The following is a 14,170-nucleotide window of genomic DNA, read 5'->3' as shown; positions in this document are numbered from 1 at the left end:
TAAGTTGAAAAGTATATGAAGAAACTCCTTCCTGACATAATTGCTATATTGGCTTTTGTTGTTATTTCTTTTGTCTACTTCTTTCCGGCAGATATTGAAGGGCGCATTCTGTTTCAGCATGACTCTGCTGCCGGTGCCGGAGCCGGACGGGATGCTCAAGAGTATTTTGAACGTACCGGTGAACGTAGCCGCTGGACAAACTCGATTTTCGGTGGTATGCCTACCTACCAGATGGCTCCGAGTTATGACTCGACAAAATCTTTGTCTTGGGTGGAGAAGACTTATCAACTTTACCTTCCGGATTATGTAGTACTGACTTTTATCATGATGTTGGGATTCTATATTCTTTTACGGGCATTTGGAATTTCGGCTTGGTTGGCGGGGTTTGGCGGTATAATATGGGCTTTCTCGTCTTACTTCTTTATTCTGATACCGGCAGGGCATATCTGGAAGTTTGTGACATTGGCTTACATTCCGCCTACGATTGCAGGAATCGTCCTGGCTTATCGAAGGAAGTATCTGTTGGGAGGAATAATTACGGCTTTGTTTATAGCTCTTCAGATTCGTTCCAATCACATACAGATGAGTTATTATTTCATGTTTGTGATTCTGTTTATTATAGGAGCTTACTTCGAAGATGCTTATAAGAAGAAAGAATTGCCGCATTTCTTCAAGGCTAGTGCAATTCTGGCTTTGGCTGCCATGGTAGGCGTTTGCATTAATCTTTCTAACTTGTACCATACGTATGAGTATAGTAAGGAGACTATGCGTGGAAAGAGTGAGTTAAAGCAGGAAGGGAATGCTGCCAATCAGACCAGCAGCGGATTGGACCGTGACTACATTACGAACTGGAGCTACGGAATTGGGGAGACCCTGACTTTATTGGTACCTAATGTAAAAGGAGGAGCTTCGTCGGATAATTTGTCACGGAGTGAAGCTGCTATGGAAAAGGCAAATCCAATGTATAGTAGTATCTATTCGCAATTTCCGCAATATTTTGGTGATCAGCCGTGGACTGCCGGTCCGGTGTATGTAGGGGCATTTGTTATGTTCTTGTTCGTCCTTGGGTGTTTCATCGTAAAAGGTCCGCTTAAATGGGCATTATTGGGAGCTACTATTTTTTCCGTTTTACTCTCGTGGGGAAAGAATTTCATGGGGCTGACGGATTTCTTTATAGATTATGTTCCGATGTATAATAAGTTCCGTGCTGTATCGTCTATTTTGGTTATTGCTGAATTTACTATTCCGTTATTGGCTATTTTTGCATTGAAGGAAATATTGGGCAGACCGGAAATTTTGAAATTGAAAGAGAACCGTACAGGCGTGATCGTATCGCTTGTGCTGACAGCTGGTGTCTCATTGGTCCTGGCTGTTGCTCCCGGTGTTTTCTTTTCTAGTTTCGTAACGGCGCAGGAGATGGCGGCTTTGCAACAAGGTCTTCCGGCGGAACACCTTACTCCGGTTGTGACAAATCTGACGGAGATGCGCAAAGCGATCATTGCTTCGGATGCATGGCGCAGTTTCTTTATTATAGCTGTAGGATGTTTCTTACTGTTCTTATTCTTGCAGAAGAGGTTGAAAGCTTCTTTCACGTTGGTCGGTATTGTACTTTTGTGTTTGGCGGATATGTGGTGTGTCAATAAACGCTATTTGTATGATGAGCAGTTTGTCCCGAAATCAAAACGGACAGAAGCATTTGTGAAGACTCAGGCGGATGAGATTATCCTTCGGGATACAGCTCCGGATTATCGTGTACTGAATTTTGTCGGTTTTCCGGGCAATACGTTTAATGAAAACAATACTGCTTACTGGCATAAGAGTGTCGGTGGTTATCATGCAGCGAAATTACGTCGCTATCAAGAGATGATCGATCATCATATCATGCCCGAAATGCAGGATACTTATCAGGCTGTGGCTGCTGCCGGAGGTAGGATGGATAGTGTGGACGCTTCCAAATTCCGCGTATTGAATATGCTGAATACGAAATACTTTATTTTCCCAGCCGGAGAGAAGGGACAGCCTGTTCCTGTTGAGAACCCGTATGCATATGGTAATGCCTGGTTTGTGGATAAAGTGCAGTATGTGAATAATGCGAATGAGGAAATTGACGCTTTGAATGATATTCGCCCGGTGGAGACTGCTGTGGTGGATGTGAGATTTAAAGAACAGCTAAAAGGGGTGACGGAAGGATACAAGGATTCTTTGTCTACTATCCGGTTGACGGATTACGAACCTAACCGATTGGTTTATAAAGTTTCTACTCCTAAAGATGGAGTTGTGGTATTCTCTGAAGTATATTATCCGGGATGGCAAGCGACAATTGATGGTCAGCCTGTAGATATTGCCCGTGCAGATTATATCTTGCGTGCCATGAATGTACCTGCCGGTGAACATACCATTGAAATGTGGTTTAATCCGCAGAGCATACACGTCACGGAAAGTATCGCTTATGTCGCGTTGGCTTTATTGTTGGTCGGAGTGATGATCCTTGTGTGGACGAAACGTAATAAGTTTACTGGAAAAACTGAAACGAAATAAATGAATATTTGCTTTTGAATAATTAAAGTAGCTGAATTTGATAGGAACGGCTCTCTTCGGAAGGAAGAGAGCCGTTTGTTTTTCTATGCAGTATATCCGGAATAGTCCGGTTTTGGGTAGATTATTGCTCGAAAAGGGAAAATATGAATATAAACAAATAGTTTGTGGATACTCTCATTATGTCATAAGCTGCTAAATTTGTAGCCAATAATAGCATATATATTATGAGAAGACTACTATTCATATTTTCCTTTCTTTCCTTACTTGTCGTGGACGGAAAAGCGCAAGAGGTGGAGATCCTGACATTAGAGGATTGCCTTCGTATTGGTATTGACAATAACTTGTCGTTGGAGGGGAAACGCAAAGAAATACAGAAAAGCAAGTATGGCGTATCTGAGAACCGGTCGAAGTTATTACCACAGATAACGGCGATAGCCGGTTATAATAACAATTTTGATCCGCCTGTGTCCGTTACTGACGGCTCTTCTTATGGTGTCCCTTATAATATTACGAAAACATTGCAGCATACTGCCAATGCGGGGTTGGAAATGCAAATGCCGCTTTTCAATCAGACACTCTATACCTCTATGTCCATAGCTAAGGTGATGGAGGAAATCAGCCGCCTGTCTTATGGAAAGGCTAGGGAAGATATCATTATGCAAATCAGTAAGATGTATTATCTCGGACAGGTTACGGCCGAACAGATAGTACTGATAAAAGCTAATATCACTCGTTTGGAAGAATTGAGGGATATTACGCAAGCTTTTTTTGATAACGGGATGTCTATGGAAGTCGATCTGAAAAGAGTGAATATAAATTTGGAAAATCTGAAGGTACAATATGACAATGCGCAGGCTATGATGAAACAGCAGTTGAATATGCTGAAATATATAATGGATTATCCGGCTGAAAAGGAGTTTGTATTAACACCGGTAAATACCGATAGTATTACTACAGTGGCTTTGACCGGTTTGTCGGAAAATATCTATGAACTTCAACTTTCACAATCACAAGTGCGACTGGCAGAGAAACAAAAGAAGATAATTAGTAACGGTTATATACCTTCACTGAGCTTGACGGGTAGTTGGCGATATGCTGCTTATACGGATAAAGGCTACCACTGGTTTCACTCCGGCCCATCCAACCATTGGTTCCGCTCTTACGGGTTGGGGCTGACGTTGCGTATTCCTATCTTCGACGGGCTGGATAAGACATATAAAATCAAGAAGGCGATGATTGATATTGAGAACAGTAAGTTGGCATGGGAAAATGCCCGGAAGAGTCTGCAAACTCAGTATCTGAATGCCGTGAACGACTTGATGAACAATCAGCGTAACTTTAAGAAGCAGAAGGATAATTATTTGTTGGCGGAAGATGTGTATACGGTCACATCCGACCGTTACCGTGAAGGAATTGCTTCTATGACTGAAGTGTTGCAGGATGAGATGCAAATGAGTGAGGCGCAGAATAATTATATTAGCGCGCACTATAATTACCGGGTCACTAACCTGATGTTGTTGAAACTGACCGGACAAATCGAATCATTAGTCAAATAACAATCATAAATATGGAAACAATGGAAAATAATATTCCTTCCGCTACTCATCAGGAGAAAGCGAAGAAGATGAAGAAACTTCGTCGGTGGCAGATAGCAGTCAGCCTTTTGGGAGTGGCTATTATCGTCTGGGGAGTGATTGAAGTGATCTGTCTTTTCCTGAATTATAGTCAGACGGAGACTAGTAACGATGCACAGATAGAACAATATGTGTCGCCTATCAACTTGCGTGCATCCGGCTATATTGACAAAATCTATTTTACCGAGCATCAGGAAGTACGTAAGGGAGATACGTTACTGGTACTTGACGACCGTGAATATAAGATTCGGGTAATGGAAGCGGAGGCTGCTTTGAAAGATGCGCAAGCCGGTGCAACGGTTATCAATGCGACACTCAATACAACACAGACAACAGCAACCGTTTATGACGCGTCTATCGCGGAGATTGAGGTGCGTTTGGCGAAGTTGGAAAAAGACAGGAAGCGATATGAGAATCTGGTGGAACGGAAAGCGGCTACCCCCATTCAGTTGGAACAGATTGTCACGGACTATGAAGCTACACGTAAGAAGCTGGAGGCTGTGAAAAGACAGAAAAAGGCAGCTCTTTCCGGTGTGGATGAAGTGTCTTATCGCCGTGTGAGTACTGAAGCTGCCATCCAAAGAGCAACGGCTGCACTCGAAATGGCACGTTTGAATCTTTCTTATACGGTTGTGGTGGCTCCATGTGATGGAAAACTGGGACGTCGTTCCTTAGAAGAGGGGCAATTTATTGCAGCCGGACAGACTATTACGTATATTCTCCCCAATACGCAAAAATGGATTGTGGCTAATTATAAGGAGACACAGATAGAAAATCTGAGTATCGGACAAGAGGTATCTGTTACGGTAGATGCGATCAGTGATAAAGAATTCAAAGGGAAGGTGACCTCCATATCCGGAGCTACCGGATCCAAATATTCATTAGTACCAACGGACAATTCGGCAGGCAACTTTGTGAAGATTCAGCAGCGTATTCCGGTGCGAATTGATTTTACCGATTTGTCCAAGGAGGATAATGAACGACTGGCAGCAGGCATGATGGTAGTGGTGAAAGCCAAACTCTAATTACCTACCACCTCCTCCCGCACTATATCTCCTTCTTTGATTTTTAATTTATAATTTTTAATTAAACCCAATGCCCTCTTATCCTAAAAACTATCCTTTTTACAGTTGGATGCCCAAACCGTTGGGTATTATAATTCTTTTGTTCTTCTTTCTGCCGATTCTTACGGTAGGTGGGGTTTATTCGGTCAATAGTACCGAAATGATGAGTGGGCTTGGTATTATCTCCGAACATATACAGTTTGCCAACTTTGTAACTTCGATAGGTATGGCGGCTTTTGCTCCCTTTCTTTATCAACTGGTATGTGTGCGACGGGAAAAGATGATGTGTATTGTCGGGTTTGCATTCATGTATATATTCAGTTATATCTGTGCAAAGACTGATAGTGTTTTTTTGTTGGCACTTTGTAGTCTTTTGACAGGATTTTTGCGCATGGTGCTGATGATGGTCAATTTGTTTACGCTTATCTGGTATGCCGGTGGCATGGAAGCTACCCGCAACATTACTCCAGGTTTGGAACCAAAAGACGCTTCCGGATGGAATAAGCTGGATATTGACCGGTGTGTGAGTCAGCCGGCGGTTTATCTGTTTTTTATGATTCTGGGACAGTCAGGTACGGCGCTGACGGCCTGGCTGTCCTTTGAATATGAGTGGAAGTATGTGTACTATTTTATGATGGGGATTCTGCTGGTATCTATTTTACTCCTTTTTATAACTATGCCGAATTATAAGTTTCCAGGACGGTTTCCTATTAATTTTCGTAAATTTGGCAATGTTACAGCGTTCTGCATCTCTTTGACGTGTCTCACTTATGTGCTGGTCTATGGGAAAGTACTCGATTGGTATGCTGATGAGTCCATTCGCTGGGCGACGGCTGTCAGTATTCTTTTTGCGGGAGTATTTCTTTATATGGATGCGAGGCGCCGCTCTCCTTATGTATTGTTGGATGCGTTTAAACTGCGTACCATACGTATGGGAGCATTACTTTATTTGTTGTTGATGGTGATAAATTCCAGTGCAATGTTTGTCAATGTGTTTGCGGGGGTCGGTATGCATATTGATAATTTACAGAATGCGGCGTTGGGTAACTGGTGCATGGTGGGGTATGCTATTGGTGCTGTACTTGCTATGGTGTTGGGAAGTAAAGGATTGCATTTTAAGTATCTATTTGCTATGGGATTCTTCTTTCTGTCTTTGTCTGCCGTATTCATGTATTTTGAAGTGCAGACCGCAGGAGTTTATGAGCGTTTGAAATATGCGGTTATTATCCGTGCCACGGGTATGATGATTTTATATGCGCTGACGGCTGCCTATGCTAACCAACGTATGCCCTTTAAATATCTTTCCACATGGATCTGCATTATGCTTACCGTGCGTATGGTTGTGGGGCCAAGCATTGGAGGAGCACTCTATACAAATGTATTGCAGGAACGTCAACAACATTATGTAACCCGTTATGCACAGAATGTAGACTTGCTTAATCCGGATGCTTCCGCTTCTTTTCTCGGTACGGTACAAGGGATGAAATATCAGGGGAAGAGTGAGACGGAAGCTCGTAATATGGCTGCCATATCTACCAAAGGCCGTATTCAGGTGCAGGCTACACTTTCCGCTCTTAAAGAAATGGCGGGCTGGACGATCTATGGTGGATTAATTTGTATGATATTTGTGCTTGTTGTTCCTTATCCTAAACGGAAATTGTTAACTTAGTGCCGTTTTTAGTAGTACTCTGTTAATATGCTGTTATAATGGGAATTGGACGAGATCGTTTGTTGCAGTTTGAACGCGATTTGCTAAACGGAAAAAATATATGTAGTTCAAGAGGAATATTTGTGACTTTTCCCTCCCCGCTGCAAGCACCTTTTCGTATGAAGGGGTTGGGGGTGATTGTTTGTGGGCAAGGAGAGTTTCTGTTTTTACTCAATCAGAAGAAACATTTGGCTAAGGCGGGTGAAAGTTTGTTTATTCCTGAAGATGGTGAATTTCAGATCCTCGAAGAATCTGGGGATTTGGAAATACAGATGTTGTTTTATCAGATAGATCCTATTCGGGATATTATGGGTAATCTGGTTGTTTCCATGTATATGTATTCTCGGTTGACATCTGAAGCCCCCTCTTGCGTGTGGAATACCGGTGAGGAGGAAGATATTCTGAAATATATGTCTTTGTTGGATAGTGCTTTGCAGCCTGAAGAGAATTCATTTAAGTTCTATGAACAGAAGTTGCTTCTGCTTGCGCTGACATACCGGATTTGCTCTATTTATAATCGTAAACTTGTTAGTGAAAGACGAGATGCGGGAGGGCGTAAGCGTGAAACCTTTATCCGCTTGATTCAACTGATCGAGCAGCATTATATGCAGGAGCGGGGAGTCGAATTTTATGCAGATAAATTATGTCTGTCACCTAAATACTTGTCTGCTGTATCTAAAAGTATCTGTGGATATACGGTACAGGAACTCGTTTTTAAGGCGATTATACGTAAATGTATCTCCTTGCTTAAAAATACTCAAAAAAATATTCAGGAAATATCCAATGACTTTGGCTTCCCAAATGCTTCCTATTTTGGCACTTTCTTTAAGAAGCAAATGGGGATGTCGCCACAACAGTATCGGAAAAGTCTCTAAAGGATTATTCCTTTTCTCCGTAAGCAAGGTCGCCTGCGTCGCCCAATCCGGGAACGATATAAGAATGTTCGTTGATTTCAGGATCAATAGCGGCACACCAGATAATAGTCTTGTCTTCGGGGAATATATTTTTGATATGATCGATGGCTTGTTGGCTGGCGATAATGGAAGCTACATGAATTTCGGTTGGATGACCTTTGGTCAGCATTGCCTGATAACTGAGTTCCATGCTACTACCCGTTGCCAACATGGGATCTGTGATGATTAGTGTTTTGTCATCAATGCGTGGTGAAGCAATATATTCTATGTGTATATCAAATTTCAGTGTATCCTTATATTTACGGTAAGCAGAAACAAATGCGTTCTCCGCTCCGTCAAAATAGCTTAGGAAGCCTTGATGAAAAGGCAGACCGGCACGTAGAATAGTGCTGATAACCAATTGGTTGTCCGGAGTGCTGACCGGGGCGATTCCGAGAGGTGTCCGAATGTTCTTTACCGAGTAGGTAAACTCCTTACTCATTTCATAAGCCATGATTTCTCCGATACGCTCAATGTTACGGCGGAAACGCAGGCGGTCGTTCTGAACTTCTACATTTCTAATTTCGGAGACGTATTGGTTTAGAATCGAATTTGTTTTGCTAAAATCAACTACTTTCATGATGAATAATTATTTAATGTATCCCGCATTATTTTGTTTTGCAAAGTAAGCGATAATCTTTCAAATTGCAATATTCAGTTTGCAGATATTGTTAGGAATTTATAAAAGAGATTCAATTAGGGAAAAATTTCTCTAATCCCTTCTTGCATTCCAAAGAAAGTATTACTTTTGTACCCGGATTTACAAGAGGGTATCCAATCTCCTCTGCATTTATATATCATAGAAAGAGATAATAAAACAAAATACCAATTTTAATTAATTCAAAAGAAAATGGCAAATTTAGATTTGAGCAAGTACGGTATTACAGGTGTAACAGAAATCCTGCACAACCCGTCTTATGATGTTTTGTTCGCTGAAGAAACAAAACCGAGTCTGGAAGGCTTTGAAAAAGGTCAAGTAACTGAATTAGGTGCTGTTAATGTAATGACAGGTATCTATACCGGTCGCTCTCCTAAAGATAAATTCTTCGTTAAGAATGAAGCTTCTGAAAATTCAGTATGGTGGACTTCTGACGAATACAAAAACGACAACAAACCTTGTACTGAAGAAGCTTGGGCTGACTTGAAGGCTAAAGCTGTGAAACAGTTGTCTGGCAAGCGCTTGTTCGTTGTTGATACTTTCTGTGGCGCTAACGAAGCTACTCGTATGAAAGTACGTTTTATCATGGAAGTAGCTTGGCAGGCTCACTTCGTAACTAACATGTTTATTCGCCCGACGGCAGAAGAACTTGCTAACTACGGAGAACCTGATTTTGTATGCTTCAACGCTTCTAAGGCTAAAGTTGACAACTACAAAGAACTGGGCTTGAACTCAGAAACTGCTACAGTATTCAACTTGAAGACTAAAGAACAAGTTATCCTGAACACTTGGTACGGTGGTGAAATGAAGAAAGGTATGTTCTCTATCATGAACTACATGAACCCGCTTCGTGGTATCGCTTCTATGCACTGTTCTGCTAACACAGATATGGAAGGTACTAGCTCTGCTATTTTCTTCGGTCTGTCAGGTACAGGTAAGACTACTTTGTCTACTGACCCGAAACGTAAATTGATCGGTGACGACGAACACGGATGGGATAACGAAGGTGTATTCAACTACGAAGGTGGTTGCTATGCTAAAGTTATCAACTTGGATAAAGACAGTGAACCGGATATCTACAATGCTATCAAACGTGACGCTTTACTGGAAAACGTAACTGTTGATGCTAATGGCAAGATCGATTTCACGGATAAGAGTGTAACGGAAAATACTCGTGTTTCTTATCCTATTTATCACATCGAAAACATCGTTAAACCTGTATCTAAAGGCCCTCACGCTAAACAAGTTATTTTCTTGTCTGCTGATGCATTCGGTGTATTGCCTCCGGTATCTATCTTGAATCCGGAACAGGCTCAATACTACTTCTTGTCTGGATTTACAGCTAAGTTGGCTGGTACAGAACGTGGTATCACTGAACCTACTCCGACTTTCTCAGCTTGCTTCGGTGCTGCTTTCTTGTCATTGCACCCGACTAAATATGCAGAAGAACTGGTTAAGAAAATGGAAATGACCGGTGCTAAAGCATACTTGGTTAACACTGGCTGGAATGGTTCCGGCAAACGTATCTCTATCAAAGATACTCGTGGTATTATCGATGCTATCCTTGACGGTTCTATCGACAAAGCTCCGACTAAGGTTATTCCTTATTTCGATTTTGTTGTTCCTACAGAACTTCCGGGTGTTGATCCGAAAATCCTTGATCCGCGCGATACTTATGAATGTGCTTGTAAATGGGAAGAGAAAGCAAAAGATTTGGCTGGACGTTTCATCAAGAACTTTGCTAAGTTTACAGGTACCGAAGCTGGTAAGGCTTTGGTTGCTGCTGGTCCGAAGCTCTAATTGGAAAATCAGATATAATAGAAAAGCGGTTCGAATGTCGGACCGCTTTTTTGTTTGCTCAACATGAAAATATCTAAAGAAAATTGCGTTATTTTGCAGAATAACTATTAATCATATAAAATATGGAAGAACAAAATAATAACGGTCAATTGCAGATTGAATTGAAGGAAGAAGTGGCACAGGGTACATATGCCAATCTTGCTATCATTACCCATTCAAGTTCAGAATTTATTCTTGATTTTATACATGTAATGCCGGGTATGCCTAAGGCTGGAGTGCAATCTCGTATTGTTGTAGCTCCTGAGCATGCAAAACGTCTGTTACGGGCTTTAGAAGATAATATCGCTAAATATGAACGGGTATTTGGTCCGATACGTACTTCTGACGAATCTTCGATTCCTCCTTTGGCGAGTGTAAAAGGCGAAGCGTGAGGCTGATATAAAAATATTAAAAAATAAAAAAAGGTTGTAGTGCATTGAATATTCAAATATTATTCGTATTTTTGCAGCCCAAAATGTATAGTTGCGAAATTAATATAACAATAATATAAATCAAAAAACAATTAAAATGCCTACAATTCAGCAATTAGTAAGAAAAGGACGCGAAGTGCTGGTGGAGAAAAGTAAATCTCCGGCCTTGGATTCTTGTCCTCAAAGACGTGGCGTTTGCGTGAGAGTATACACTACTACTCCGAAGAAGCCGAACTCTGCAATGCGTAAAGTAGCCCGTGTACGTTTGACTAACCAAAAAGAGGTGAACTCATACATTCCGGGAGAAGGACACAACTTGCAGGAACACTCAATCGTTTTGGTACGTGGCGGTCGTGTAAAAGACCTTCCAGGTGTACGTTATCACATTGTACGTGGAACTCTTGATACAGCAGGTGTTGCTGGTCGTACTCAAAGACGTTCTAAATACGGCGCTAAGCGTCCGAAACCGGGACAAGCTGCACCGGCTAAGAAAAAATAAGGATTAAAACCTAATTAAAATTAAAGTAATAACTTACGTTTTAGTTTGTTGGAGATGCTAAAGGTTGAGTAAATTCTCCGGTGGGAGAGTTGAAGAAGTCAAGAAGTAGACAACCAAGAACAAAAAACATTATTTTTCAAACAAATGAGAAAAGCAAAACCAAAAAAACGCGTTATCCTTCCGGATCCCGTGTTTAATGACCAAAAGGTTTCTAAGTTCGTAAACCATTTGATGTATGATGGTAAAAAGAATACATCTTATGAAATCTTTTATGCCGCTCTGGAAACAGTGAAAGTGAAACTTCCTAATGAAGAAAAATCCGCTCTCGAAATCTGGAAAAAGGCTTTGGATAATGTGACTCCGCAAGTGGAAGTTAAGTCTCGCCGTGTAGGTGGTGCTACTTTCCAAGTTCCTACTGAAATCCGTCCGGATCGTAAAGAATCAATCTCAATGAAGAATCTGATTCTGTTTGCTCGTAAAAGAGGTGGTAAATCAATGGCTGATAAACTGGCTGCTGAAATCATGGATGCCTTCAATGAACAAGGTGGTGCATATAAGCGTAAAGAAGATATGCACAGAATGGCTGAAGCTAACCGTGCATTTGCTCATTTTAGATTCTAATACTATAAGATACAATCATTAAAAACTTAAAGTAAAAGGAATTAAGATGGCTAAGCAAGATTTACATTTGACTCGTAATATCGGTATCATGGCTCACATCGATGCCGGAAAAACAACAACTTCTGAACGTATCCTGTTCTATACCGGATTGACTCACAAGATTGGTGAGGTGCATGATGGTGCTGCTACTATGGACTGGATGGAGCAGGAACAAGAACGTGGTATTACTATTACATCTGCAGCGACTACTACACGTTGGCAATATGCAGGTGATACCTATAAAATTAACTTGATTGACACTCCGGGACACGTTGACTTTACTGCTGAAGTAGAACGTTCATTGCGTATCTTGGACGGTGCTGTTGCTGCTTACTGTGCAGTAGGTGGTGTAGAACCTCAGTCGGAAACTGTATGGCGTCAGGCTGACAAGTATAATGTACCTCGTATTGCCTACGTAAATAAGATGGACCGTTCTGGTGCAGACTTCTTTGAAGTGGTTCGTCAGATGAAGGATGTTCTAGGAGCTAATCCTTGTCCTATTGTTGTTCCTATCGGTGCTGAAGAATCTTTCAAAGGTCTTGTTGATCTTATCAAAATGAAAGCTATCTATTGGCATGATGAAACAATGGGTGCTGACTATACTGTAGAAGAAATTCCAGCAGATCTTGTTGATGAAGCAAACGAATGGAGAGATAAAATGCTCGAAAAAGTAGCTGAATTTGATGATGCTTTGATGGAGAAATATTTCGATGACCCTTCTACTATTACAGAAGAAGAAGTCTTGAGAGCTCTTCGTAATGCAACTGTTCAGATGGCTGTTGTTCCAATGCTTTGCGGTTCTTCATTCAAGAATAAGGGTGTACAGACTTTGCTTGACTACGTTTGTGCTTTCTTGCCTTCTCCATTGGATACCGAAAATGTAATAGGAACAAACCCGAATACTGGTGCTGAAGAAGATCGTAAACCGAGTGATGATGAAAAGACATCAGCTTTGGCGTTTAAGATTGCTACTGACCCGTATGTTGGTCGTTTGACTTTCTTCCGTGTATATTCAGGTAAGATCGAGGCTGGTTCTTATATTTACAACTCTCGCTCTGGAAAGAAAGAACGTGTTTCTCGTCTGTTCCAGATGCATTCAAACAAACAGAATCCGGTTGAAGTAATCGGTGCTGGTGATATCGGTGCGGGTGTAGGTTTTAAAGATATCCATACAGGTGATACATTGTGTGACGAAAGTGCTCCGATTGTACTTGAATCTATGGATTTCCCGGAACCGGTTATCGGTATTGCAGTTGAGCCTAAAACTCAGAAAGACATGGATAAATTGTCTAATGGTTTGTCTAAACTTGCTGAGGAAGATCCGACGTTTACGGTAAAAACTGATGAGCAGACAGGTCAGACTGTTATCTCTGGTATGGGTGAGCTTCACTTGGATATCATTATCGACCGTTTGAAACGTGAGTTCAAAGTAGAATGTAATCAAGGTAAACCGCAGGTTAACTACAAAGAAGCAATTACAAAAACAGTTGATCTTCGCGAAGTTTATAAGAAACAATCCGGTGGTCGTGGTAAGTTTGCTGATATCATCGTTAAGATTGGTCCGGTTGATGAAGACTTCAAGGAAGGTGGATTGCAATTTGTTGATGAAGTAAAGGGTGGTAATATTCCTAAGGAATTTATTCCGTCGGTTCAGAAAGGTTTCACGACTGCGATGAAAAATGGTGTATTGGCGGGTTATCCGTTGGATTCACTGAAAGTAACTTTGGTTGATGGTTCATTCCATCCGGTTGACTCTGACCAGTTGTCTTTCGAAATTTGTGCTATCCAAGCATATAAGAATGCATGTGCTAAGGCAGGTCCGGTGCTGATGGAGCCTATCATGAAGCTGGAGGTTGTAACTCCGGAAGAAAATATGGGTGATGTCATTGGTGACTTGAACAAACGTCGTGGCCAGGTTGAAGGTATGGAGTCCAGCCGTTCAGGTGCTCGTATCGTGAAAGCAATGGTTCCGTTGGCTGAAATGTTTGGTTATGTAACAGCGTTGCGTACAATCACTTCAGGTCGTGCAACTTCATCTATGGTTTACTCTCATCACGCTCAGGTTTCTACTTCTATTGCTAAGGCTGTATTGGAAGAAGTGAAGGGACGTGCTGATTTACTCTAAAATATCTAAGGCAGCAGGCTAGCGAATGACTCTTAGCCTGCCGCTTTATCTTATTTATAAC

The 14,170-nt window shown here is 41.5% G+C and carries 11 protein-coding genes; 10 read left to right on the top strand and 1 reads right to left on the bottom strand.

Going from position 1 to position 14,170, the window contains the following annotated elements; translation table 11 throughout:
* Positions 1–15: 15 nt before the first annotated feature.
* The 5 genes from GD630_RS13605 to GD630_RS13585 all read left to right on the top strand — a co-directional run bounded on the left by GD630_RS13605 (position 16) and on the right by GD630_RS13585 (position 7,819).
* On the top strand, positions 16–2,538 hold the full coding sequence (locus GD630_RS13605; protein ID WP_143868159.1) for a YfhO family protein: 2,523 nt from the start codon (positions 16–18) through the stop codon (positions 2,536–2,538).
* Between the two features lie 224 nt (positions 2,539–2,762).
* Complete coding sequence (locus GD630_RS13600) at positions 2,763–4,094, top strand: TolC family protein (protein ID WP_143868158.1); 1,332 nt, start codon at positions 2,763–2,765, stop codon at positions 4,092–4,094.
* A gap of 11 nt (positions 4,095–4,105) precedes the next feature.
* The gene (locus GD630_RS13595) at positions 4,106–5,197 is read left to right on the top strand and encodes an HlyD family secretion protein (protein WP_007747893.1); all 1,092 of its coding nucleotides are present in this window, start codon (positions 4,106–4,108) and stop codon (positions 5,195–5,197) included.
* A gap of 70 nt (positions 5,198–5,267) precedes the next feature.
* A complete protein-coding gene (locus GD630_RS13590; protein ID WP_143868156.1) occupies positions 5,268–6,905 on the top strand; it encodes an efflux MFS transporter permease in 1,638 nt (545 codons plus the stop codon).
* A 38-nt stretch (positions 6,906–6,943) separates the two neighbouring features.
* Positions 6,944–7,819 (top strand): helix-turn-helix domain-containing protein, encoded by an 876-nt coding sequence (locus GD630_RS13585; protein WP_143868155.1) that lies wholly within the window; start codon positions 6,944–6,946, stop codon positions 7,817–7,819.
* Positions 7,820–7,823: 4 nt separating this feature from the next.
* Here the strand turns inward: GD630_RS13585 and upp are convergent, their stop codons facing one another.
* Positions 7,824–8,477 (bottom strand): uracil phosphoribosyltransferase, encoded by a 654-nt coding sequence (upp, locus tag GD630_RS13580; protein WP_143868154.1) that lies wholly within the window; start codon positions 8,475–8,477, stop codon positions 7,824–7,826.
* A gap of 270 nt (positions 8,478–8,747) precedes the next feature.
* Between upp and pckA the strand changes: the two genes are divergently transcribed.
* From pckA to fusA, 5 genes are all read left to right on the top strand, one after another.
* A complete protein-coding gene (gene pckA / locus GD630_RS13575) occupies positions 8,748–10,355 on the top strand; it encodes a phosphoenolpyruvate carboxykinase (ATP) (RefSeq protein WP_007761960.1) in 1,608 nt (535 codons plus the stop codon).
* A gap of 122 nt (positions 10,356–10,477) precedes the next feature.
* The gene (locus GD630_RS13570) at positions 10,478–10,786 is read left to right on the top strand and encodes a DUF3467 domain-containing protein (RefSeq protein ID WP_143868151.1); all 309 of its coding nucleotides are present in this window, start codon (positions 10,478–10,480) and stop codon (positions 10,784–10,786) included.
* A 136-nt stretch (positions 10,787–10,922) separates the two neighbouring features.
* Positions 10,923–11,324: a 30S ribosomal protein S12 gene (gene rpsL, locus GD630_RS13565; protein ID WP_005675419.1), complete on the top strand. Its 402-nt coding sequence runs from the start codon at positions 10,923–10,925 to the stop codon at positions 11,322–11,324.
* 144 nt (positions 11,325–11,468) lie between these two features.
* Positions 11,469–11,945, top strand: coding sequence for a 30S ribosomal protein S7 (gene rpsG, locus GD630_RS13560; protein WP_005675420.1), 477 nt, complete (start codon positions 11,469–11,471; stop codon positions 11,943–11,945).
* A 46-nt stretch (positions 11,946–11,991) separates the two neighbouring features.
* The gene (fusA, locus tag GD630_RS13555) at positions 11,992–14,109 is read left to right on the top strand and encodes an elongation factor G (protein ID WP_007747921.1); all 2,118 of its coding nucleotides are present in this window, start codon (positions 11,992–11,994) and stop codon (positions 14,107–14,109) included.
* Positions 14,110–14,170 lie beyond the last annotated feature (61 nt).

This window comes from Bacteroides zhangwenhongii, from assembly GCF_009193325.2.
Classification (GTDB): domain Bacteria; phylum Bacteroidota; class Bacteroidia; order Bacteroidales; family Bacteroidaceae; genus Bacteroides; species Bacteroides zhangwenhongii.
Note: the sequence above shows the minus strand (reverse complement) of the source record. Positions and strands in the feature narration are given on the sequence as shown.